Annotated in this window: 20 protein-coding genes; 9 read left to right on the forward strand and 11 right to left on the reverse strand. The window is 72.2% G+C overall.

What is annotated here, in order from left to right; all coding sequences use genetic code 11:
- Positions 1 to 37: 37 nt before the first annotated feature.
- The 3 genes from nudC to AC0NH5_RS03895 form a co-directional block, all read right to left on the reverse strand.
- Positions 38 to 1,009 (reverse strand): NAD(+) diphosphatase, encoded by a 972-nt coding sequence (nudC, locus tag AC0NH5_RS03885; protein ID WP_474399927.1) that lies wholly within the window; start codon positions 1,007 to 1,009, stop codon positions 38 to 40.
- Entirely contained in the window at positions 1,006 to 2,316 is a 1,311-nt protein-coding gene (locus tag AC0NH5_RS03890) for a M16 family metallopeptidase (RefSeq protein ID WP_474399928.1), read from the reverse strand. Before AC0NH5_RS03890 ends, nudC begins: the two co-directional genes overlap by 4 nt.
- Positions 2,317 to 2,406: 90 nt before the next feature.
- On the reverse strand, positions 2,407 to 3,714 hold the full coding sequence (locus AC0NH5_RS03895) for a M16 family metallopeptidase (RefSeq protein WP_474399930.1): 1,308 nt from the start codon (positions 3,712 to 3,714) through the stop codon (positions 2,407 to 2,409).
- A gap of 177 nt (positions 3,715 to 3,891) precedes the next feature.
- Here AC0NH5_RS03895 and AC0NH5_RS03900 point away from each other — a divergent pair, with 177 nt between their 5' ends.
- From AC0NH5_RS03900 to AC0NH5_RS03915, 4 genes are read left to right on the forward strand one after another with little or no spacing between them, the layout of a single operon-like run.
- Positions 3,892 to 4,305 carry an RrF2 family transcriptional regulator gene (locus AC0NH5_RS03900; protein WP_474399932.1) on the forward strand — a complete coding sequence of 138 codons (414 nt, stop codon included), beginning with the start codon at positions 3,892 to 3,894 and terminating at the stop codon, positions 4,303 to 4,305.
- An 8-nt stretch (positions 4,306 to 4,313) separates the two neighbouring features.
- Entirely contained in the window at positions 4,314 to 5,387 is a 1,074-nt protein-coding gene (locus tag AC0NH5_RS03905) for an ABC transporter substrate-binding protein (RefSeq protein ID WP_474399934.1), read from the forward strand.
- A 20-nt stretch (positions 5,388 to 5,407) separates the two neighbouring features.
- Positions 5,408 to 6,199: an ABC transporter ATP-binding protein gene (locus AC0NH5_RS03910; protein WP_474399936.1), complete on the forward strand. Its 792-nt coding sequence runs from the start codon at positions 5,408 to 5,410 to the stop codon at positions 6,197 to 6,199.
- Positions 6,189 to 7,103 (forward strand): ABC transporter permease, encoded by a 915-nt coding sequence (locus tag AC0NH5_RS03915; protein WP_474399939.1) that lies wholly within the window; start codon positions 6,189 to 6,191, stop codon positions 7,101 to 7,103. The genes AC0NH5_RS03910 and AC0NH5_RS03915 overlap by 11 nt, the downstream gene beginning before the upstream one ends.
- On the opposite strand, the gene AC0NH5_RS03920 is transcribed toward AC0NH5_RS03915, so the two are convergent.
- Positions 7,100 to 7,987 carry a hypothetical protein gene (locus AC0NH5_RS03920; protein ID WP_474399942.1) on the reverse strand — a complete coding sequence of 296 codons (888 nt, stop codon included), beginning with the start codon at positions 7,985 to 7,987 and terminating at the stop codon, positions 7,100 to 7,102. The genes AC0NH5_RS03915 and AC0NH5_RS03920 overlap by 4 nt on opposite strands.
- Before the next feature lie 103 nt (positions 7,988 to 8,090).
- On the opposite strand from AC0NH5_RS03920, the gene AC0NH5_RS03925 reads away from it, so the two are divergent.
- Complete coding sequence (locus AC0NH5_RS03925) at positions 8,091 to 8,834, forward strand: lysophospholipid acyltransferase family protein (RefSeq protein WP_474399945.1); 744 nt, start codon at positions 8,091 to 8,093, stop codon at positions 8,832 to 8,834.
- A gap of 400 nt (positions 8,835 to 9,234) precedes the next feature.
- Here the strand turns inward: AC0NH5_RS03925 and cspE are convergent, their stop codons facing one another.
- Complete coding sequence (cspE, locus tag AC0NH5_RS03930) at positions 9,235 to 9,438, reverse strand: transcription antiterminator/RNA stability regulator CspE (protein ID WP_014447450.1); 204 nt, start codon at positions 9,436 to 9,438, stop codon at positions 9,235 to 9,237.
- A 226-nt stretch (positions 9,439 to 9,664) separates the two neighbouring features.
- On the opposite strand from cspE, the gene AC0NH5_RS03935 reads away from it, so the two are divergent.
- Positions 9,665 to 10,081, forward strand: coding sequence for a pilus assembly protein CpaE (locus AC0NH5_RS03935; RefSeq protein WP_474399949.1), 417 nt, complete (start codon positions 9,665 to 9,667; stop codon positions 10,079 to 10,081).
- Between the two features lie 89 nt (positions 10,082 to 10,170).
- On the opposite strand, the gene AC0NH5_RS03940 is transcribed toward AC0NH5_RS03935, so the two are convergent.
- The 4 genes from AC0NH5_RS03940 to AC0NH5_RS03955 are packed head-to-tail and all read right to left on the reverse strand — an operon-like array spanning position 10,171 to position 19,067.
- Positions 10,171 to 13,899 carry an ATP-dependent helicase gene (locus AC0NH5_RS03940; RefSeq protein ID WP_474399952.1) on the reverse strand — a complete coding sequence of 1,243 codons (3,729 nt, stop codon included), beginning with the start codon at positions 13,897 to 13,899 and terminating at the stop codon, positions 10,171 to 10,173.
- The gene (locus AC0NH5_RS03945; RefSeq protein ID WP_474399955.1) at positions 13,899 to 17,690 is read right to left on the reverse strand and encodes an ATP-dependent helicase; all 3,792 of its coding nucleotides are present in this window, start codon (positions 17,688 to 17,690) and stop codon (positions 13,899 to 13,901) included. The genes AC0NH5_RS03940 and AC0NH5_RS03945 overlap by 1 nt, the downstream gene beginning before the upstream one ends.
- 29 nt (positions 17,691 to 17,719) lie before the next feature.
- Complete coding sequence (locus AC0NH5_RS03950) at positions 17,720 to 18,271, reverse strand: LOG family protein (protein WP_474399958.1); 552 nt, start codon at positions 18,269 to 18,271, stop codon at positions 17,720 to 17,722.
- Position 18,272: 1 nt separating this feature from the next.
- Positions 18,273 to 19,067 carry an LOG family protein gene (locus AC0NH5_RS03955; RefSeq protein WP_474399960.1) on the reverse strand — a complete coding sequence of 265 codons (795 nt, stop codon included), beginning with the start codon at positions 19,065 to 19,067 and terminating at the stop codon, positions 18,273 to 18,275.
- A 173-nt stretch (positions 19,068 to 19,240) separates the two neighbouring features.
- Here AC0NH5_RS03955 and AC0NH5_RS03960 point away from each other — a divergent pair, with 173 nt between their 5' ends.
- On the forward strand, positions 19,241 to 19,450 hold the full coding sequence (locus AC0NH5_RS03960) for a hypothetical protein (RefSeq protein WP_474399963.1): 210 nt from the start codon (positions 19,241 to 19,243) through the stop codon (positions 19,448 to 19,450).
- Positions 19,451 to 19,465: 15 nt separating this feature from the next.
- Here the strand turns inward: AC0NH5_RS03960 and dapE are convergent, their stop codons facing one another.
- Entirely contained in the window at positions 19,466 to 20,536 is a 1,071-nt protein-coding gene (dapE, locus tag AC0NH5_RS03965) for a succinyl-diaminopimelate desuccinylase (protein ID WP_474399966.1), read from the reverse strand.
- A gap of 67 nt (positions 20,537 to 20,603) precedes the next feature.
- On the opposite strand from dapE, the gene dapD reads away from it, so the two are divergent.
- Positions 20,604 to 21,551, forward strand: a complete 948-nt coding sequence (dapD, locus tag AC0NH5_RS03970; RefSeq protein WP_474399969.1) for a 2,3,4,5-tetrahydropyridine-2,6-dicarboxylate N-succinyltransferase — start codon at positions 20,604 to 20,606, stop codon at positions 21,549 to 21,551.
- Position 21,552: 1 nt separating this feature from the next.
- Here dapD and AC0NH5_RS03975 read toward each other — a convergent pair whose 3' ends face one another.
- On the reverse strand, positions 21,553 to 22,374 hold the full coding sequence (locus AC0NH5_RS03975) for a LysR family transcriptional regulator ArgP (RefSeq protein WP_474399972.1): 822 nt from the start codon (positions 22,372 to 22,374) through the stop codon (positions 21,553 to 21,555).
- Positions 22,375 to 22,444: 70 nt separating this feature from the next.
- Here AC0NH5_RS03975 and AC0NH5_RS03980 point away from each other — a divergent pair, with 70 nt between their 5' ends.
- Positions 22,445 to 23,044 (forward strand): LysE/ArgO family amino acid transporter, encoded by a 600-nt coding sequence (locus tag AC0NH5_RS03980; protein ID WP_474399975.1) that lies wholly within the window; start codon positions 22,445 to 22,447, stop codon positions 23,042 to 23,044.
- Positions 23,045 to 23,096 lie beyond the last annotated feature (52 nt).

Below are 23,096 nucleotides of genomic sequence, written 5' to 3' on the forward strand. Positions count from 1 at the left end.
GATTGGTTGCCAGCCGATCGGAGAAATTTTCTTTTTCTCAGCCGCCGGCGGCCAGCCACTTCTCCACGAGATAGAAGGCGATCGAGGAGGCCATGGGCAGGCTCATCGGCACGCCGGAACCCGGGTGCACGTATCCGCCGGCGATCATCTTGGCGATCTCCTCGCGGGTGAACCAGTGCGCCTCGTCGATCTCCTCGGGGTCGAGGAGCAGCGGCTGCGCGGCATCCGCCACGGCGTGGAAGCCCAGCATCAGCGAGCCGGGGAACGGCCAGGACTGGCTGCCGGCGTACCGCAGCGAGGAGAGCCGGATGCCGACCTCCTCACGAACCTCCCGCAGCACGGCGGCCTCGGCGGACTCGCCCGGCTCGACGTAACCCGCCAGGCAGGAGAACCGCCGCATCCCGTCCGGCCCGGTGCCCCAGGCCGAGTTGTGGCCGAGCAGGCAGCGCCCACCCGGTCCGGCCACCCCGTCGTGCACCAGGACGATCATCGCCGGGTCGGTGCGCGGCCACATCAGCTGCCCGTCCGCGTCGGCCCGCGCCCAGCCGGCCTCGACCGCCACCGTCTCCCGCCCGGTCCGCGGCGAGAAGCGGTGACTGCGATGCCAGTTCCCGAGCGCCGCCGCCGCGGTGAACAGCCCCGCGTCCCGGTCGTCGAGGAGGTGACCGATCTCGCGCAGGGTCGCCGCGCGCGTGTCGGCGGCCGGGACGACCGGGGCGTCCACGGTCCAGATCGGGGTGCCGTCGACGTCCTCACCCAGGAACCAGCGCTCCGCCTCCGGCGCCTCGGCCGACGGCACCAGCACCAGCGCGACGCCGCCGCCGGGCCGGTCGCCGACCAGCGACCGGCCACCGCCGGCCATGTCGATCACCAGGACCTGGCCGCGTTCCCAGGCCGCGGCCAGCCACCGGTCGTCCTTGCGGCGGTGCGCGGCCCGGTCCAGCCTGGTCCGGGCCAGCGGCGGGGTGCCGGGCTGTTCGCCCAGGTCGGGTTGCTCCGGTTCGGTCACTGCGTGCTGCGCTCCACGACGGTCAGGGCGGACAACTGCGGCTCGATCTTCTCGGCGTCGCCGAGCACCACGGTCACCGCGCGGGACGGGGCAAGATGTCGCGCCGCCGCGGCGGCGACCTCCTCGCGGGTGGCGGCGGCCAGTGCCGCCGAGTGCTCGCGCAGGTGGTCGAGGCGGAGGCCGAAGCCCGCGTACATGCTGGCCAGACCGGCGAGACCGGCCTGGGTCGACATGCCCAGGCGGAGCGTGCCGAGCGCGTACCGGCGGGCCTGCTCGAGCTCCTCCTCGCCGGGCGGGAGACTGGCGATGCGGCCCAGCTCGTAGAGCGTCTCGAGCAACGAGGGACCGGTCACCTCGGTGGCCACCTCGGCGGCGGCCAGCAGGGCGGAGCCGGCGACGAAGTGCTCGATCACCGAGTGCGACCCGTACGTGTAGCCCTTGTCCTCGCGGATGTTCTCCACCCAGCGGGACGAGAAATAGCCTCCGAAGACGAAGTTGGCCAGGCTCAGGGCTGCGTAACCGGGGTCGGTGCGCGGCACGCCGGGCAGTGCCATCCGCAGCGAGGACTGCACCGAGCCCGGCCGGTCCACGAGGACCAGCGGGCCGGTGACCAGGGCCGGGGTGGGTTCGATCCGACCGTCCGGCGCGGTGCCGGTCCAGCCGCCGAGAACCTTCTCCGCGGTGTCGATCGCCTGGTCCGGATCGATGTCACCGACCAGCACCAGCACCGCGCCCTGCGGGCGGACCCGGGCCTGGTGCAGCTCGAGCAGCGCGGTGTTCCCGACCGCCCGGACCTCGTCCGGCGCCGGGGTCTGCACCGCGTACGGGTGGCTGTCGTAGATCCGCTTCAGCAGCGCGACCCGGGCCAGGTGGGCGGGCTGGCTCAGCGCGACCTGGATGTGGTCGACCAGGCGCTCCCGCTCGGTGACCACCTCCTCGGCCGGGTACGTCGCGTCGGTCAGCACCGACGCGAGCAGCTCCAGCGTCCGGCCCAGCCCGTCGGCGAGGGCGTTGCCGCTGATCAGCAGGCGGTCCGGGTCGAGGCCGGCGGCCAGGCTGCCGCCCACGGCCTGCAGCTCGGCGGCGATGTCGATGCTGGACATCGTGCTCGTGCCGGTGAACAGGGCCTGGGAGAGCAGCGTCGCGGGCGCCAGCGGGGCCCGCCCGAACGGGATGCGCAGACGCACCTCGACCAGCGGCACCGCGGACCGGCGGATCGCGATCACGGTCAGCCCGTTCGGCAGCGTGCGCTCGGCCTCCGGCGGCAGGTGCAGCTCGGCGTCCGGAACAAGGTCAGGAAGGGTCATGCTCACGCTGTGCCTCCTTGGGCATGCTCTCCCGGCCCTCGCCCGCGAGGCCGTCCATCGGTGCGGCTGAGTGCCGCTCGGTGCAGTCGATCATGCCGAGGCTCCCGGGATGACTTCGACGACAGCACGGCGCTCGGGCCGCAGAGTGGCGGCCGCGGCGGCGATCTGCTCGGCGCCGACCTCACTGATCAGCTTCGGCAGCTCGTTGAGCAGCTCCGGTCGGCCGCGCTGCAGTTCCAGCACGGCCATCGGCAGGGCCCGGCCGAGCACCGCGTCGGTGTCGTGCAGCAGGCGGGTCGCCATCCGGGCCTGGGTCCGGTCCAGCTCGCCCGGCTTGAGCCCGTCGGCGGCGAGCCGGTCGAGTTCCTCGTCGATGGTCCGCATCACCTTGTCGGCGTCGCCGCCGGGCGGCAGGTGCGCCTGGAGCAGCATGGCCGTCGGGTTGCGCACCTGGTATTCGTCGCCCATGAAGCCGAGGTAGCCGCCGAGCGTGGTGGCCGTCCGGTCGCGCTGGACCAGACGCTCCACCAGCCGGGAGGCGTCGCCGTCGGTGAGCACCTCGGCGAGGACCGCGAACGGCAGGTAGTCGGCGAAGGCGCCGATCGGGTCGGGCACCCGCCAGCCGGCCGCGACGGCGGGCAACGGAGCGATCCGATCGGTGTACGACTCGCGCCGCTCCCCGTCGAGGTCGGGTTCCGCGAAGTCGGGCAGTTGCGGAGCGGGCCGCGCCGGCACGTCGCCGAAGTGCCGCTCGATCATCGCGGTCGCCTCGGCCACGTCGAAGTCGCCGGCCACCGAGAGCACCGCGTTGCCGCAGGCGTAGTAGCGGTCGAAGAAGCCCTGCGCGTCGGCGACCGTGGCGCTCTCCAGGTCGGCGAAGGAGCCGTATCCGTCGTGGGCGTTGGCGAACGTGGAGAACATCACCGGAGGCAGTTTCAGCCACGGGAACCCACCGTACGGCCGGTTCAGCACGTTGACCCGGATCTCCTCCTTGACCACGTCGACCTGGTTGCGCAGGTTCTCCTCGGTGAGCCGTGGCCCGCGCATGCGGTCGGCCTCGAGGAACAGCGCACGCTCCAGGCCGCCCGCGGGCAGCACCTCGAAGTAGTCGGTGTAGTCCAGGTGGGTGGAGCCGTTGAAGCTGCCGCCCGCACCCTGCACGTGCCGGAAGTGGGCCAGCTTCTCCAGGTTCGCCGAGCCCTGGAACATCAGGTGCTCGAAGAGGTGGGCGAAGCCGGTCCGGCCCTCGGGTTCGCTGCGGATGCCGACGTCGTAGACGACGGCCACGCCGACGACCGGGGCGCTGCGATCCGGCGAGAGGACCACGCGCAGACCGTTGCCGAGGGTGAACCGCTCGACCGGATATTTCGTCGCGGGGATCTTGATTCTGGGCGCCACGGTACGAATCTAGCGTGTCGGCGTCGATCCGCGCCGTAGTCGCCCGATGCGCTCGCACCGCATCTCGTCGCGACCGGCGCGAATCCGGGCCCGGGTTGACGCTCGTCCCCTACTTGATACATCATTCCCATCCAACAGATAGGTAATGCGAAGATTCGGCGGAAGGGGGCGCGCGTCGTGTACGTCTCGGCTCGCACGGACTACGCCGTACGCGCGATGCTCGCGGTCACCGTCGAGCACCCTCGCCTGGTCAAGGCCGCCGGACTGGCGGCCGCCCAGGACATCCCGCTCAGCTTTCTGCAGGGCATCCTGCTGGACCTGCGCCGGGCCGGGCTGCTGCACAGCCACCGCGGCGTGGACGGCGGGTACGCCCTGGCCCGCCCGGCCGAGGAGATCACCGTCGGCGACGTGGTACGCGCCGTCGGCGGCGCCCTCACCACGGTCCGGGGACTCCCCACGTCCACGGCGACCTACCACGGTGCGGCGACGGGGCTGCACGACGTGTGGATCGCCGTCGAGGCCGCCATCGAGGGCGTCGTCGACCACCGGACGCTGGCCGAACTCTCCCAGATCTCAATGAGAACAAATTAGGAGTGAGCATGAGCTCCCGCACCATACGTGCGCTCGCCCTCGCCTCGGCCGCCGTGCTGGCCTCGACCGCCCTGGCCGCCTGCGGCTCGGACGACGAGGGCGCCGCCGCCACGGGCGGCGGGGCCGCCGAGGCGGAGACCCTGCGCCTGGGCTACTTCCCGAACATCACCCACGCCCCGGCCCTGGTCGGCGTCAACCAGAAGTTCTTCGAAGAGGCGCTGGGCACCGGCACCAAGCTGGACCCGAAGACGTTCAACGCCGGCCCGGCCGCGATCGAGGCGCTGTTCTCCGGCGCCGTCGACGCCACCTACATCGGCCCCAACCCGGCGATCAACGGCTGGTCGCAGTCCAAGGGCACGGCGCTGAAGATCGTCGCCGGCAGCACCTCGGGCGGCGCCGGCCTGGTGGTCAAGGAGGGCATCAACACCCCGGCCGACCTCAAGGGCAAGAAGATCGCCACCCCGCAGCTGGGCAACACCCAGGACGTCGCGCTGCGCGCCTGGCTGAAGGAGAACGGCCTCAACGCCGACCAGCAGGGCGGCGGCGACGTCTCGATCCAGCCGCAGGACAACGCGACCACGCTGCAGGCCTTCGCCCAGGGCGCGATCGACGGCGCCTGGGTGCCGGAGCCCAACCTGAGCCGCCTGCTGCTGGAGTCCAAGGGCAAGCTGCTCGTCGACGAGAAAACCCTCTGGCCGAACAGCGAGTTCGTCACCACCCACCTGATCGTCAGCCAGGAGTTCCTGAAGAAGTACCCGGGCACGGTCAAGAAGCTGCTCCAGGGCCACGTCAAGTCGGTCAAGTTCATCGAGACCAACAACGCCGAGGCGCAGAAGGCGGCCAACGACCAGATCGCCGCGCTCTCCGGCAAGCCGCTCAAGGACGAGATCCTGCAGGCCGCCTTCAAGAACCTGAAGTTCACCCACGACCCGATCGCCTCGTCGCTCTACACCAGCGCGAAGCACGCGGAGAGTGTCGGCCTGCTCAAGCCGGTGGACCTGAAGGGCATCTACGACCTGACCCTGCTCAACGAGGTCCTCAAGGCTGACAACCAGCCTGAGGTCAGCGACGCCGCGGCCTGACGGGCGCAGAGGAGGATTCCGTGAGCCTCACCGAGACCACGGACGTCGGACAGGGCGCCGGCCGCGGCAACGCGGTCGTGCGCCTCGACGGCGTCTCGAAGCAGTACGGGTCGGGCGGCAACGCGCTGCTCGCCCTCGACAAGGTGTCGCTGACCGTCGGCAAGGGCGAGTTCGTCTGCCTGCTCGGCGCGTCCGGCTGCGGCAAGAGCACGCTGCTCTCGCTGGTGGCGGGGCTCGACGGGATCAGCGGCGGAACCCTGGACGTCAACGGCGAGCACGTCTCCCTGATGTTCCAGGAGGCTGCGCTCTTCCCGTGGCTCTCGGTGGCCGGCAACGTCGAGCTGGCGCTGCGCCTGCGCGGCGTCGGCCGGGCCGACCGCAAGAAGCGGGCGGCGGAGCTGCTGGAGATCGTCCGGCTGGGCGGCTTCGGCGGCAAGCGGCCGCACGAGCTCTCCGGCGGCATGCGGCAGCGCGTCGCCCTGGCCCGGGCGCTCGCCCAGAACGCCGACGTCCTGCTGATGGACGAGCCGTTCGGCGCGCTGGACGCGATGACCCGCGACATCCTGCACGACGAGCTGGAGCGGATCTGGCGCGAGCAGGAGCTGACCGTGCTGTTCGTGACGCACAACGTCCGCGAGGCGGTCCGCCTCGGCGACCGGGTCGTCCTGCTGAGCAGCCGGCCCGGCCGGGTCATCGAGGACTTCGTGATCGGCCACCCGCGCCCGCGGCGGATCGACTCCCCCGAGGTGGCCGGCCAGGCCGCCGAGATCACCGACCGGCTCCGCGCGGAGGTGGCCCGTCATGCCAACTGAGACCACTCACGACGCGAACCGCAACGGCACGAACCCGGCCGTCGCCGGAGCCGACAGCGCGGCGGCCGACCGGCTCAGCGGCCTCGACGCGCTGGAGCTGGGGCCCCGGAAGGAGAAGGGCAGCCTCGGCCTGCGCGTGTGGCGCAACACCTGGCCCAAGCTGCTCGCCGTCGCGATCGTCATCGCGGCCTGGCAGGCGGTGGTGCTCGCCGAGTGGAAGCCGCCCTACGTGCTGCCCGGCCCGGAGACGGTCTTCACCGACCTGGCCGACCTGATCACCACCGCGTCGTTCTGGGACGGCGTCCAGCTCACCCTGATCCGGGCCCTCACCGGCTTCCTGTTCGCGGTGATCATCGGCACCGTCATCGGCGCGGCGGTCTCGCGGTTCGCGCCGCTGCGGGCGGCCATCGGATCACTGATCACCGGTCTGCAGACCATGCCGTCGATCATGTGGTTCCCGCTCGCGATCCTGCTCTTCCAGATCAGCGAGAGCGCCATCATGTTCGTGGTGATCATCGGGGCCGCGCCCTCGGTGGCGAACGGCCTGATCAGCGGCATCGACTATGTGCCACGGACCTGGCTGCGGGTGGGCCAGGTGCTGGGCATGCGCGGTCTGGCGAAATACCGGCACCTGATCCTGCCGGCCTCGCTGCCGTCGTTCATCTCCGGGCTCAAGCAGGGCTGGGCGTTCTCCTGGCGCAGCCTGATGGCCGGTGAACTGCTGGTCATCGTGCCGGGCGCGCTCTCCATCGGTGTGCGCATGCAGCAGGCCCGGGAGCTCAGCGAAGCCTCGCTGGTCATCTGCTACATCATCGTGGTGCTGGTCATCGGCATCCTGATCGACATGCTGTTCAACACCGCCGACAACGCGCTGCGCAAGCGCTGGGGCCTGACCGGCAGCTAGAGCGGCCGCACCGACTCCAGCACTTCCTCGACGACGTAGTCGAACTGCTTGTGGGTGCCCGGCACGGACACGTACAGCACCGCCGCCGTCGGCTTGCCGACGTCGATGACCGCCACCGCGGACAACTCCTCGGTGGCGGTCAGCCCCGGCGTCGAGAAACGCAGCCGGAACTCGCTCACCCAGGCCGGCCGCCCGCCCAGCACGGTGACCTCGTCGCGGAGCGGCTCCATGGTGTTCGGCTGCGGGTAGTACTCGGCGCGGACGTCCGCCGCGACCTGCCGCCCGACGCATTCCAGATCCAGCGAGACCGCGTCGTTGTCGGCCGCCGGCACCGCTGCGGAAAGGATCGACGCGTGGTACTCACCGCTGCTGTACATCTCGGTCACGAAGTGCTGGCCGACCTTGTAGGGCACCTCCAGCGTGCCGGCCCGCCACACCCGGTCCCAGACCTCCCACGGCCTGCCGTACTTCCGGTACGAGATGCCGGCCTCCGCGTCCTCGGTCCGTTCGCCGGTGGCCGGCGGCGGCGCGGACGGCGCCCGGGTGGCCTCCGCACTCGGTGACCCGGTCGGCGCCGGGCAGGCCAGGGCCAGCGGCGGTCGCACGTCGACCGGCCCGGCCTCGCGCTCCCCGAACGGATCACCGTCACCGGTCAGCAGCACCACCAGCAGAACCGTCAGGCCGATCGCAAGGATCCCGCCCGCCAGCCCACCGAAGATCATCAACTGCCGCCGGCGCCGTCGTGGTCCGTCCGGCGGGGGCGCCGCCGGCTCAGGCGGCGGTGGAGACCCCGGATTCGGTACGCCCGAGGCGGTCACCACACCCGAAGCCCACGACCCGCCCGGCCGGTGACCGGAGGCGCTCCAGGAGTGGGGTTCGGGCATGCTCTCCAGTGAACACCACCGAGGTTCCCGCACGCCGATGCGTGTACCGGGATTGTCCGCCCCGACCCAGGCGGTTCCGTGAAAGTTCGGTTACCGTGCTGCCATGGAACTGGTGTATCCCCCGGTCGTCGCGTTGGCAAAGACGATGTTCCGAGTGCTCGACAACAAGATTCAGATCGAGGGCGCCGAGAACATCCCGGCCACTGGCGGGGCAGTGCTCGCCAGCAACCACTCCAGTTACCTCGACTTCATCTACTGCGGCCTGGGGGCCCAGCCGGCCAAGCGGCTGGTGCGGTTCATGGCGAAGAAGCAGGTCTTCGACCACCGGATCAGCGGCCCGCTGATGCGCGGCATGCGGCACATCCCGGTCGACCGTAAAGCCGGCACCGCGGCGTTCCGCGAGGCCATCGAGTCGCTGAGGCGTGGCGAGGTGGTCGGCGTCTTCCCCGAGGCGACGATCAGCGAGTCGTTCACCGTCAAGGGCCTCAAGTCGGGCGCCGCCCGGATGGCGCAGGAGGCCGGCGTCCCGCTGATCCCGATGGCTGTCTGGGGCCCGCACCGGCTCTGGACCAAGGGCCGCAAGAAGGAACTGACCAAGCGCCACGTGCCGGTCCTCATCAAGATCGGCGAGCCGGTCACGATGCCGGAGGGCGCCACCCCCGAGGCCGTCACGGCGCTGCTCAAGGAGCGGCTGACCGGCCTGCTGGACGCGGTGCAGCGGGCGTACCCGGACAAGCCCTCCGGTGACGACGACCGCTGGTGGCTCCCGGCCCACCTGGGCGGTACGGCTCCGCTCCCACCCGCAAGCGCCTCTGACATCCCGCCGCCGGCAGCCGCTTCTGTCTGACCTCCCGCCACCGGCAGCCGCTTCTGTCCGACCTCCCGCCACCCGCGGTTGGATCCGTCCGAGCCGCCGCCCCTGGCCGCGCACGGCGCGGCATCGTGTTCGGACGGGCGAGCAGAACAATCAAGGGCCTCCGGAACCCCGGAGGCCCTTGCTGTTACCTCGCCCCACCACACGCCTCCGACTGGCGCCCGGGGCTGCTGCGAGGCCCCGGAGCGACCCCAAGAGCCGGCCGGTGCTTCACGGCCGGCGTTGGGGATGCCGGAGCCGCCCCGGAAGCCGGCCGGACCGGAGCTGGAAACGCGAAGAGGTCCCCGGTCCGTGTGGTGTACGGACTGAGGACCTCTCAGATCTCACGCGACTGTGCGGCCGCGGCCGGCGACCGCCAGTCAGACGGGAGATTTCAGACGGACCGGATGTTGGCGGCCTGCGGGCCCTTCTGGCCCTGGGTCACCTCGAACTCCACCCGCTGGTTCTCCTCCAGGCTGCGGTAGCCCGACATCTGGATCGCGGAGAAGTGGGCGAAGACGTCGGCGCCGCCGTCGTCGGGGGTGATGAACCCGAAGCCCTTGTCCGCGTTGAACCACTTCACAACGCCGGTAACCATGCTCGTCTCCTAGACGGTCGATCGTTCCCGACCATTATGGACGGGAACGAAGTGGTAAGGCCCGCATTCTGCGGGGCTCGTGTCGCCGTACTGATCGCCCGTACCGGAGAAACCCGGGTTACGACAAAGAGCGCCTGGGGCAGAATTCCCCACAGGCGCTCCTAAGTACTTGGGAACCAAACACTGACAACGCCGGTGAGCGTATCACGGCGGAGGAGACTGAGAAGTGCTCGGCGTACAACTCGCGCGGCAGTTGAAAGCCGCAGGATTGTCCTGGAAGCCCCAGCCCGGCGACCGGTTCGCGATACCCGACCGCGATCTGGACGACGAGCTCTTCGTGCTCAGCAACATGACGATCCAGGTGCACGACCGTCCGGAAGGGCGCATGATCGGCTTCAACGGGACCACCGAGTGGGCGCTCGACGACGTCGACATGGACGAGACGATCTGGCTGCCCCGCGAGGACCAGCTGCGCGAGCTGCTCGGCGCGACCTTCCGCGAGTTACGGCGGGACGACGGGACCTATGCGGTACGGGTGGAGCTGCTCGGCCGCGAGCATGTCTTCACCGCGTCCAATCCCGAGGAGAGTTACGCCGCCGCGCTGCTGCATCTGCTCGCCGCCGCCGACGCGGGAGGCCGCTGAGGACCTCGCAGCCGCCGAACGGGATGCTGTCGCGCAAGCCCCGCCGACGCGCGGCGCGCGCTGGGTGAGCCGGCGCGGGAAAGCATGCGTCAGAGGGACTCGGCGGGGATCTCCTCGATCAGGGCGGCCAGGGACACGGCGTCCATCAGGTCGGCGGGGCGGACCGTGACTTGCTCACGGACGTAATGGAAGCCGGCGCGGACGTGGCGGACCGGGACGCCGGCCAGGCTGGCCCAGGCGATCCGGTACGCGGAGAGCTGCACCGCGGCGGCCTCGGCCTCGGCGCCGGACGGGCGGCGGCCGGTCTTCCAGTCGATGACGTCGAACCGGTTGTCCGGGTCGGCGAAGACCGCGTCCATCCGCCCACGCAGGACCACGCCGGCGACGGTCGTGGCGAACGGCACCTCCACCTCGATCGGGGTCCGCTCGGCCCACTCGCCGGTCAGGAACGCCTCCTGCAGCCCGGCGAGTTCCTCGTCGCCGGCCGCGCCCTCGTCGGCGGCGCCCGGCAGCTCGTCGATGTCGATCAGCCGGGCCGAGCCGAACCGCTGCTCCAGCCAGGCGTGGAAGGCCGTGCCCCGGCGTGCCTGCGGGGCCGGCCGGTGCGGCAGCGGCCGGCGCAACGACCGCGCCAGGGCCTGCGGGTCCTTGCGGAGGATCACGAGCTGGGAGACGGAGAGGTGCGGGGGCAGCGCCACCTCGATCGGGCCGTCGTGGCGGGTGCGCTCGGCCCGCTCGGCCAGGAGGAGCTGGGCCTCCCGCCGCCAGCGGGCGATGTCCGGATCCTCGGCGTCGGCGGCACGATCGGCCGCCACCGCGACGGCGAGGACCTCCGCACGCTCGGGCGAGCCCGCCGGGGCGGCGCTCACCAAGCCGCCCGGCGAGGCATCGGGCACGTCGCCCGGCACGGCATCCGGCACGGCATCCGGCATGTCGCTCGGCGCGGCGTTTGGTACGGCACCCGGCATGTCGCTCGGCGCGGCGTTTGGTACGGCACCCGGCATGTCGCTCGGCGCGGCGTTTGGTACGGCCCCTTCGCCCGGCGTGACAGCCTCTGGGCGCGGCTTGTGGGCGGTGTGCTCCGGTCGTACCACAGTGGGATCTTGATCGTCGGGGTGATCCCAGCCCGCCTGGTGGGGAATGTAGCTGGGACCGGCCAGGCCGGCCAGATCGGCGGCGAGACCCGCGCGCGCCGCCACCTCGGGGTCGCTCGCGGCGAGGTCGGCGAAGGCCTCGGCGGCGGAGGCGTCCGGGTTCTCGATCATGCGGCGGATCAGGTCGGCGGCGACCTGCATGGCGGGGCGGCGCAGACCGAGCGGGTCGGCGGGCCACTCGGCGTTGGCCACCACGCGGTCGCTGGGATTGGACTCGTCGGGAGCCGGCTCGGGGGTCCAGACGTCGACCACGCCGGCACCCTCCGCGCAGGTCGCGCGGATCTCGTCGAGGAAGACCGACGGGCCGCGCGGGCGCTTCACGCCGTCGCCCCACCAGTAACCGGAGCAGAGCAGCAGCCGTCGCGGGCGGGTGACCGCGACGTAGGCCAACCGCCGCTCCTCGCGTTCGTCGTGCTCGCGCCAGGCCCGGCCGAAGGCGGTGACCGCCGCGGCGACGTCCTTCTGCTCGAGCGCGTCCGAGAGGTCGAGGTCGGGCAGACCGGGCGCGTCGCCGCGCAGCGGGAACGGCAGCACGCCGATGCCGCCGAGATAGTGGTCGGAGCTGCGGGACAGGCCCGGCCAGACGCCCCGGCAGAGGCCGGCCACCGAGACCACGTCCCACTCCAGGCCTTTCGCGGCGTGCGCGGTCAGAATCTGCACGGCACCCTCGGTCACCTCGACCTGGCCCGGTTCCAGGCCGCGCTCCTCCTCCTCGGCGGCGGCCAGGAAGGCGAGGAACCCGGCGAGGGTGCCGCTCTCGTTCTCGCTGATGTACCGGGTGGCCGCGTCACCGAGCGCGTCGAGATGACCGCGGGCGAGACCGGCGTCCCCGGCCGCCCAGCCGCGGACCGCGACCTCGACGTCCAGCCCCATGGTGCGCTCGATGTCGGCGAGCAGGTCGGGCAGCGGCTGGTCCAGGCGCTGCCGGAGGGCGCTGAGCTCCCGGCTGTACGCCCGGAGCCGCTGGTAGCCCTCGGTGGAGTACTGCTGGGGCAGGCCGAGGTCGGCCATCGCCTCGACCAGGGTGGCGTCGTCGAGGCGGTCCGACATGACGCCTTCCGGTTCCTCAGCAGCCTGCCCGGGAGCCGTCCGCGCGGCGGCGATCGCGCGCGCCCGCCGGTGCAGGGCGACCAGGTCGCGCGGGCCGATCCGCCAGCGGGCGCCGGTGAGCAGGCGCAACAGCGAGGCGCCGTCGGTCGGGTCGGCGAGCACGCGCAGGGTGGAGACGACGTCGCGCACCTCCGGCGTGTCCAGCAACCCGCCCAGGCCGACGACCTCGACGGGCAGACCGCGGGCCCGCAGCGCCTCCTCGATCGCCGGGATCTGACTGCGCACCCGGACCAGCACCGCGCTGGTCGGGCGCTTCTCCAGGGGGATCTGCTCGGGCAGGACCGGCATGCCGGCGACCAGACGCCAGGCGGTCAGCATCGAGTCGGCGATCCAGGCGGCCTCGTCCGCGAACGTCGGCAGCAGCGCGCAGGTCACCGTCCGCCCGCCCACCGCCTCGGCCACCCGGTCGGCCGCTTTGAGCACGCCGACCCGGGCGTTCAGCGGGGCGGCGAGGGTGTTCGCCACCCGCAGGATCTCCGGCCGGTTGCGCCAGCTGCGGGTCAGGCTGCGCACCCAGGCGCGCCGGCCGGCCCGGTCGGTGAAATCGTCCGGGAAGCGTTCCAGCGTGCCCGCCGAGGCGCCCCGCCAGCCGTAGATCGACTGGCACGGGTCACCGACCGCGGTGACCGGGTGCCCGCCGCCGAACAGGTTGTTCAGCATCGTCACCTGGGCGTGGCTGGTGTCCTGGTACTCGTCGAGCAGCACGATCCGGAAACGGCCACGCTCGATCTCGCCGACCTCGGGATGGTCCCGCGCCACCCGGGCGGCCCGGGCCATCTGATCACCGAAGTCCATCGCCTCCAGGTCGAGTTTGCGCTGCTCATAGAGGCGGACCAGGGGCAGCAGGGTGAGCCGGTGCTGCTGGCGGCGCAGCGCCTCGGCGACGTCCTTGTAGACGCGGCCCGGGTACTCCTGGATCTCCGCGAAGAAGCGGCCGGTCCAGGCGGCCAGGTCACCCGGAGAGACCAGATGCTCGGCCAGCTCGCCGGAGAGCGCCAGGACGTCGTCGGTGACGGTGCCGGGCGCCCGGTTCAGCCCGGTCATCTCACCGGTGTACGACCGGACCAGCGAGTCGACGATCTGCCAGCGGGCGGCCTCGGTGAGCAGCCGGGCGGACGGTTCGTACCCGGCGCGGAGCCCGTGCTCGGTGACGACCCGCGCGGCGTACGCGTGGTAGGTGGAGATGGTCGCCTCACCGGCGAAGGCGTCGTCCCGGCCCAGGCGGCGGATCAGCTGGCCGAGGCGGGTGCGGACCCGGTGGGACAGCTCGCCGGCGGCCTTGCGGGTGAACGTGAGGCCGAGGATCTCGCCGGGATGCGCGTACCCGTTGGCGACCAGCCAGACCACTCGGGAAGCCATGGTCTCGGTCTTGCCGGAGCCGGCGCCGGCGACGACCAGCAGCGGGTCCACCGGCGCGGCGATGATCGCTTCCTGCTCCGGGGTGGGCGGCGGGAGGCGCAGCATGCGGGCCAGCTCACGCGGGGTGTAGCGGGGACCGGCGTCCGCGCGGGCGCGCGGTGCCGGGGTGTCGGCGAAGAGGGACGGCTGAGTCATCACTGATCCGGTTGTCGGGGGCCCGGCTCGACGACCTGCCGGCCCTTGCCGGAGATGGGGCAGCTGGTGCGGACCGGGCAGACCCGGCACCGGCTGTTGGCCACCGCGGAGAAGGTCGACGCGGCCATCGTCTCGGCGGTGCGGCGAACCATCGAGTACGCCCACTGCGGATCCGTGGCGTCGGCGAGCGGCACCTGCATCTGCTCCCGGGCCTCCTTGCCGGGCCCGAGCTGCACCAGGGCGGCGCCACCGCTGGTCTGCCCGTAGTCCTCGAATGCGCCCGCGTCGACGGCGGTCTGATAGCCGGCGAGCTGCGGATTCTCGGCCACGTCCGCGGACGTGACGGCGGTGCTCTTACCGGTCTTGAGGTCGATGACCACGAGCCGGCCGTCCTCGTCGATCTCCAGCCGGTCCACCCGCCCGGTGAGCTGGATCGGGCGGCGCTCGTCCTCCAGCCGCACGGTGAACTCGTGCTCGATCGCCAGCAGCCGCCGCGGGTTCGCCGCCAGCCAGCGCAGCAGCTTGTCGACCATGCCCTGGGCGCGCTCCTGCTCCGGGCCGGCCATCCAGCGGGCCGCCAGCTCGATCGAGTCGAACCGGGCGGACACGTACTCCACCAGCTTCTCCCGGTCGGCGTTCGCGTCCTCGGCGAGCATCGCGGCGGCGTGCACCAGGTTGCCGATGCCCTGCGCCGGGCCGGCCGGGGGCGCGCCGCCGTGCCGCTCCAGCAGCCAGCGCAGGCTGCAGCGCAGCGCGCTCTCCATCGACGACGGGGTGACCTTGACCGGCTCGCCCTCCTCGACCAGCGGCCGGTCGTCGGAGAGCGGGCGCAGGCCCCACCACTCGTCCGGGTGCGCGCCGGGGACGCCGGCGGCGGCCAGGCGGGCCAGCTCGGCTGCGGCGGCGCGGCGGCGGCCGGGCGTTTCGTCGGCGCCCACCACGACGGTACGAAGTTCGGCCACCAGCGAGGCGAGGGTGAGGGCCCGGGGTGCCCGACCGACGGGAAGCTCGGCCTCGGCGTCGTCGTCGATCAGCTCGACGTCGTTGTCAGGCGGCTCCACGTTGTCGTCAGGCGGCTCGACGTTGTTGTCGGGCCCGGGGTCGGGGCCGTCCGTGTCCTCCGGCGGGCCGGCGTCATCCGGCGGGCCGGCATCGTCGCGCGGGCTGGTGTCCTCCGGCGAGCCTGCGTCGTCTCGCGGGCCCGCGTCGTCCGGTGGGCCGGTGTCCCACGGGTCCGGCTCGGGCGGGTCGGGGGGCTCGGCCGGTGGGGGCGGCTCCGGACCGTCGTTCGGGCGGGGCACGGGCAGCGCCAGCTCGGTGAGGAAGCGGCTCGGCTGCTCCTCACCCACCGAACCGCCCACACTCGCCGAGGCGACCGCCGTGGCGACCAGCCGCCGCCGGGCCCGGGTGACCGCCACATAGAACAGCCGCCGCTCCTCGTCGAGCAGCGCGGACGTCTCGGCGACCACAGCCGCCGCGCCCGAGGCGGGCCGCCCGGCCAGCACGTCGACCAGACGTTCCGAGCCGAGCAGGCTGCCCCGCAGCCGCAGGTCCGGCCAGATGCCCTCCTGCACGCCGGCCAGCACCACGACGTCCCACTCCAGGCCTTTCGCCGCGTGCACGGTGAGCAGTCGCACGGCGTCGCCGCGGTCGGCGCTCGGGGCGATCGAGTCGGCGGGCAGGTCCTGGGCCAGCACGTGGTCGAGGAACACCTCGGTGCGCGCGCCGGGCAACCGGTCGACGAACCGGGCGGCCGCGTCGAACAGCACCACGATCGCGTCCAGGTCGCGGTCGGCGGCCTCGGCCCGCCACTGCCGGGCCCGGCCCAGCTCACGCTGGTCCGGCATGGGGGCGTTGCGGGTGCTCATCGCGTACCACCGGTCGGCGAGACCGCTGGCCCGCCAGACCGCCCAGAGCACGTCCTCGGCGGTGGCGCCGGGCTCGGCGGCAGCCTCCCGGACGACGCTGATCAACCGCGCGATCGTCTGGGCCGGGCGGGCCCAGCGCCGGTCCACCATGTCCAGCCCGGAGGGGTCGCGCACGGCGTCGACCAGCAGCTCGCCGGAGGGCCGCCGGTCACCGGCGGCCAGGGCCAGCGCCCGCAGACCCTGGCGCAGGCGGCGCTCCGCCAGCGGGTCGGCGCCGCCGAGCGACGAGTGCAGCAGCGCGACCGCGGCCTCCTCGTCGAGCACCTGCGGGTCGAGCGCACAGCGCAGGAGCAGCAGGAACGGCGCGACCGCGGGTTGCAGATGCAGCGGCAGGTCCTCGGCGTGGATGACGGTCGGCACCCCGGCGGCGGCCAGGGCACGCTGCACGGCCGGCTGCTGGAGCGCCGTGGACCGCATCAGCACCGCCATCCGCGACCACGGGACGCCGTGCAGCAGGTGTGCCTCGCGCAGCGCATGCGCGATGTAGGCGGTCTCCGCGGCCGGTGCCCGGAACGTCCGCACGACGGCTTCCGGTCTCGGCCCGAACGGATCCGCAGCCGACGCATCCGACGGCGTTGGCCGGCCGACGCTCTCGGGGGCGTCGGCACTTTTGATGGTGTCGGCGCCGTCGGGGGTGTCGGCGCCGTCGGGGGTGTCGGCGCCGTCAGGGGCGTCGGCGCCGTCAGGGGCGTCGGCGCCGTCAGGGGCGTCGGCGCCGTCAGGGGCGTCGGCGCCGTGGGGGGTGGATGCGGTGGCGGGGTCCGGTGGCGGGAACATCGGGCGGTGGCCCACCGCGCCGCGCATGCGCCGGGCCACCCGCAGGGTCGCCGAGAGCAGCGGCGGCGCCGCCCGGTAGTTGATGTGCAGCACGACGGACCCGGCCGGCGCACCCGCTGCCGTCCGGAACAGGTCCGGGAAGGCCGACACCACCTCCGGGTCGGCGCCACGGAACCCGTAGACCGACGAGTCGGGGTCGGCGAAGGCGACCAGCGGCTTGCCGCCGCCGGCGACCTGCGACAGCAGCTCCACCTGGGCCGGGTCGGTCTCGGCCAGCTCGTCGACGAAGACGAACTCGAGGCGGCGGCGCTCGGCCGCCAGCAGGCCGGGATCGTCGGCCAGCAGCCCGGAGGCGGCCCGCACCAGCTCGGCCGGGTCGTAGGCGGTCGAGCCGCGGGTGGTGACGTCGCGCAGGGCGAGCACCGCCACGTATTCCCGGAGGAAGCGCGCGGCGGCGGGCCAGTCGTCGCGGCCCAGGCGCTCGCCCAGCCGGGCCAGCTCGACCGGGCCGACGCCGCGCTCGGCGGCACGCTGCATCAGGTCTCGCAGCTGCTGGGCGAAGGCGCGGGTGGGCAGCGCCGGGCGCAGCGCCTCCGGCCAGCCGATCTGATCCACCGCCTCGGGGTCGCCGACGACGCTCAGCAGCTCCCGAATGATCAGGTCCTGCTCCGGACCGGTCAGCAGGCGCGGGGAGGGCTCGCCGCGCTCGGCCGCGGCCCGGCGGAGAAGCCCGAACGCATACGCGTGGAAGGTGCGCACCAGCGGTTCGTGCACGATCCGCCCGGGGTCGTCGGCGATCCGCGCCTCGATCCGGTCGCGGAGCGCCGCCGCACCGCGGCGGCCGAAGGTGAGCACCAGGATCCGCTCCGGGTCGGTCCCCGCGGCGATGCGTGCCGCGACCGCCTCGACCAGCACCGACGTCTTGCCGGTGCCCGGACCGCCGATCACCAGCAGCGGGCCGTCGGTGTGCTCGGTCACCCGGCGCTGCGTCTCGTCGAGCGGCAACCCGGGCACGACCGCGCGGGGGCGCCGGACCAGCCGATAGGCCGGCCGGCGCACCGGGGAAGGGGGGGCCGGCGTGCTCACGGCATCTATGAGAGCACGCCGGTACGACGTTATTCCGAGCCGAGGGTGTCCTCGATGAGGTCGAGCGCCGCCGGGACGGACCGGGCGACCTGGATGATCTCCATCGCGGCCGGCCGGACGAACTTGTCGTCGACCAGACCGCCGAGCCAGCGCAGCAGGCCGTCGTAGAAGCCGTCCGGGTCGAGCAGCACGATCGGCTTGCGGTGCACGTCGAGGGTCGCGGTGGTCCACACCTCGAAGAGCTCGTCCAGGGTGCCGAGACCGCCCGGCAGGGTGATGAACGCGTCCGAGCGGTCGATCATCACGTTCTTCCGCGCGGCCATGTCGGCGGTGACCAGCAGCTCGTCCGACGCGACGTCGGCGACCTCCAGGTCCACCAGGCACTGCGGGATGACGCCCAGGGTGTGGCCACCGCCGGAGCGGGCGCCGTCGGCGACGGCGCCCATCATGCCGACGCAGCCGCCGCCGGAGACCAGGACGTGGCCCCGTTCGGCCAGCGCCCGGCCGGTCTCGGTGGCGAGGTCGAGCCACCGCTGTTCGAGGGTGTTCGAGGAGGCGCAGAAGACGCAGATCGCCGCCACGTCACCTGGTCCCGTTCGAGTCGGCCAGGGCCGCATCGGCCTCCACGATGATCCGCACCGCCTCGGCGACGTCGTCGGTGACCTGGATCAGGTCCAGGTCCGCCTCACTGATCTTGCCGTCGTCGAGCATCCGCCGTTTCAGCCAGTCCAGCAGCCCGCCCCAGTACTCGGCGCCCATCAGGATCACCGGGAACCGGGTCACCTTCTTCGTCTGGACCAGGGTGATCGCCTCGAACAGCTCGTCCAGCGTGCCGAAGCCGCCCGGCAGCACCACGAAGGCCTGCGCGTACTTGACGAACATGGTCTTGCGCACGAAGAAGTAGCGGAAGTCGATGCCGACGTCGACCCAGTCGTTGAGGCCCTGCTCGAAGGGCAGCTCGATGCCCAGGCCCACGGACATCCCGCCGGCCTCGGTGGCGCCCCGGTTGGCGGCCTCCATCACTCCCGGCCCACCGCCGGTGATCACCGCGTACCCCGCCTCGGCGAGGGCCGCGCCCAGGCTCTCGGCCAGCTGGCACTCGTAGCTGTCCGGGCTGCTGCGGGCCGAGCCGAAGACGCTCACCGCCGACGGCAGATCGGCCAGGGTGTCGAAGCCCTCCACGAACTCGGAGAGGATCCGCAGCGCCCGCCAGGCGTCCTTGGTCTTCCACTCGCCGCGGTGATGGGAGTCGAGCAGTTTCTGGTCGGCCGTGCTCGGCGGGATGGAGTCACGGCGCAACGTGACCGCGCCGCGATGACGTTCCGGCCTGGGCTGTGCCGGCTGGACCTGGGGTCGCCCTTTGGTGCTGTCCGTCATGCCACCAAGGTAGTTCGGACAGTCAGTACCCGGTGAATAACCGGGTGCGTTTCGGTAAGAGGATTGCGACCCGCAGACCTTTTTGCCAGATTGAAGCAACCGACAGTAGCTCCGGCACGTCTGTACTGTTACCGACCTGGCATCACCGGGCTCCCGGCGAAGGAGCAACCACTGTGACCAACCGATACGAGCGCCTCAAGATGCAGCGGCGCATGCAGCGCCAGATCCGCCTCGTGGTGGAGGAACGGCGGGTCGCCTTCGCGGCCCGGGACGCCGAGCCGGCCGTCGATCCCGAGGCGACCATGGAGATAAACCCGCAGGACCTGCAGCTGGGCCTGGTGCCGCAACGCGCGATCGGCCGGGTGGCTGTCCCGCAGGTCTGAGGCGGATCGCACGCTTCAGGGCGCCAGCCAGCGATAGAGCGTGGCCGCACCGTCGCGGATCTTCCCGATCTCGACGTGCTCGTCCGGCGCGTGCGCCAGCGCCGGATCGCCCGGGCCGTAATTGAGCGCCGGGATGCCGAGGGCGGCGAAGCGGGCCACATCGGTCCAGCCGAGCTTGCCGGCGGGCTCGATGCCGATCGCCGCGAGGAACTCCCGGGCCGGCGCGGCGCTCAGGCCGGGCAGGGCGCCCGGCGCGGAGTCGGTGACCTCGAGGTCGTACCCCGAAAAGATCTCTTGCAGATGCTCCAGCGCCTGCTTCTCCGAACGGTCCGGCGCGAAGCGCAGGTTGACGTCGACGTAGCAGTCGTCCGGGACGACGTTGCCGGCGATGCCGCCGGCGATCCGCACCGCGCTCAGGCCTTCCCGATAAGTGCACCCGTCGATGGTCACGGTCCGTGGGTGGTAGCCCTCGAGGCGCCGCAGCACCTCGCCCATCGCGTGGATGGCGTTCACCCCGCGCCACGCCCGTGCCGTGTGGGCCCGGCGCCCCCGGGTGCGCACCCGGACCCGCATGGTGCCCTGGCACCCCGCCTCGACCAGCCCGAACGTCGGCTCGAGCAGCACCGCGAAGTCGGCCTTCAGCCATTTCGGGTGGGACTCGGCGACCAGGTTGAGACCGTTGTGCTCGGACTCGATCTCCTCCGACTCGTAGAAGAGATAGGTGATGTCGTACCGCGGGTCGGGCAGGGTGACCGCCAGGTGCAGGGCGAGCGCGACACCGGATTTCATGTCCGCGGTGCCGCAGCCGTAGATCAGGTCGTCGGAGACAGTGGACGGCCAGTTGTCGTTGAGCGGCACGGTGTCCAGGTGGCCGGCCAGCACGACGCGCTGCGCACGGCCCAGCTTGGTCTTGGCCATGACGGTGTTTCCCAGCCGGCGCACGGTCAGGTGGTCGGCCCGGCGGAGAGAGTCCTCGACGAAGTCGGCGATCGCCTTCTCGTCGCGGGAAACGGACTGGACGTCGACCAGCGCACGGGTCAGCATGACGGGGTCGACCAGCACATCCGGGGTCAGCGGGTTGGCCATGAGCGCACCATACCGGGGCCATATGACGTCGCTGAGGGCTCATCCGAGGTCTAGTAGGGTGCGGTTCGTGGAAACCGCGATCTCGACTTCGCCCGCCTGGGGCATCGGCCTCGCCACCGTCACCGCCGAGGGGCAGGTCCTCGACACCTGGTTCCCCGCGGGGTACCTGGGGCTGGGTGAGGAGCCCGCCGACGCGCCGGCGCTGCCCGCCGGACTGACCGGCACCAAGCTGCTCCCCGGCCTGAGCACGGTCGAGGTCCGCGTGACGCTCAAGTCGCTGGCCGACCCGATCGGGGACGCCTCCGACGCGTACCTGCGGCTGCACCTGCTCTCGCACCGCCTGGTCGAGCCGAACGGCCTGAACCTGGACGGCGTCTTCGGCAAGCTGGCGAACGTGGCCTGGACCTCGGCCGGCCCGTGCCCGCCGGAGCGGGTCGACGAGCTGCGGTTCCTGGAGCGTGCCGCGGGCCGCCAGCTGGCCGTGTACGGCGTCGACAAGTTCCCGCGGATGACCGATTACGTCGTGCCGTCCGGCGTCCGGATCGCCGACGCCGACCGGGTCCGGCTCGGCGCCCACCTGGCGTCCGGCACCACCGTCATGCACGAGGGCTTCGTCAACTTCAACGCCGGCACGCTGGGCACCTCGATGGTCGAGGGCCGCATCGTGCAGGGCGTGGTGGTCGGCGACGGCTCGGACATCGGCGGCGGTTCGTCGATCATGGGCACGCTCTCCGGCGGCGGCAAGGCGAAGATCCGCATCGGCGAGCGGAGCCTGCTCGGCGCGAACGCGGGCGTCGGCATCTCGCTCGGCGACGACTGCGTGGTCGAGGCGGGCACCTACATCACCGCGGCCTCGAAGATCAGCCTGCCGGACGGCCGTGTGGTGAAGGCCATCGAGCTGTCCGGTGTGAACAATCTCCTGTTCTGGCGCAACTCGGTCTCCGGCGCGCTGGAGGCCCGGCCGCGCAAGGGCACCGGCATCGAGCTGAACACCGCTCTGCACAGCAACGACTGACCTACTTCCGCAACGCCGAGGCGGCCGCCGTCCGTACGGCGGCCGTCAGCGTCCGCAGGGTCTGCGACTCGATGCGCCAGTACTGCCAGTAGAGCGGGGCGTCGAGGTACCGGCCGGGGCTGATCTCCACGTACCGGCCGGCGGCCAGGTCGGGCCCGGCGATCTGCTCGGGGACCATGCCCCAGCCGAGCCCGAGCCGGATCGCCTCGTTGAAGGCCGCCGCACCCGGCACGTAATGCATCGGCGGCTCCGGCCGGTCACCCAGGAACCGGTGCTGGAGGCGGTCCTTGCGGTTGTAGCGGAGCATCGGTGCCCGGCTCAGGTCGGAGGCGTCGAAGCCCGGCGCGGCGACCGGCAGGTAACGGATGGCGCCCAGCCGCTCCACCCGGCAGCCCTGGACCGCGACCCGGTCCGAGGTCACCGCCGCCATCACGGTCCCCGCCCGCAGCAGCTCGGCGGTGTGGTCCTCGTCGTCGGTATGCACCTCGAACGTGACGCCCGGCACCTGGGTGAGGACCGGCAGGAACCAGGTGTTTAGCGAGTCCGCGTTCACCACGATCGAGAGGTGCGTGTCGCCGCGGGCCTGGTCGAGCGCCTCGCGTTCGAGCAGTGCCACCTGGCCGGCGAACCGGACCAGCGCCTGCCCGGCCGTGGTCGCCACACACGGTTTGGCCCGGCGCACCAGAACCTGGCCGACGGACTGCTCCAGCGCCTTGATCCGCTGGCTGACCGCGGACGGTGTGACATGCAGCGCACGTGCCGCCGCCTCGAAGCTGCCCAGCTCGACCACGGCCTGGAAGGTAGTCAACTGCACCTGGTCCACGTAAGCAACGCTAATCCATCTTCAGAATGATTAGCTGGAGTGCACGAGGATCCCGCCGTAGGTTCGGCCCATGCTCGCCTCCGCCCTCGCCGGGTTCGCCGCCTCCGCTGTGCTGATCATCGCCATCGGCGCGCAGAACGCCTTCGTCCTGCGCCAGGGACTGCGCCGGGAGCACGTGCTCCCGGTCGTGCTGACCTGCGCGCTCTCCGACCTCGCGCTGATCTCCGCCGGCATCGCCGGCCTGGGCGCGGCGATCAATGCGCAGCCCGGCCTGGTCACCGCGATCCGGTGGGTCGGCGCCGTGTTCCTGCTCGGCTACGCCGTGCTCGCCGCCCGCCGTGCCCTGCGGCCACAGGCCCTCGACCCGGTCGGCAAGGCGCCCGCGACGTTGCGCGCCACGTTGCTTACCTGCCTGGCGCTCACCTATCTCAACCCGCACGTCTATCTGGACACCGTTCTGCTGCTGGGTTCGGTGGCGCAGCAGCACGCCGACCGCTGGTCCTTCGGTGTGGGCGCGGCAGCCGCGAGCCTGGTCTGGTTCAGCGCGCTGGGCGCGGGCGCGCACCGCCTGGCCCCGCTGCTGGCCCGGCCGGCCGCGTGGCGGGTGCTGGACGGTGCGATCGCCGTGATCATGGCCGCGCTCGGCATCACCCTCGCCGTCCAGGCCTGAGGACCTTGACTCTCACCCAAGGTGAGGGTCCAGAGTGAGGCGGGTGAGGAGC

The organism is Actinoplanes sp. 13 (assembly GCF_056134165.1).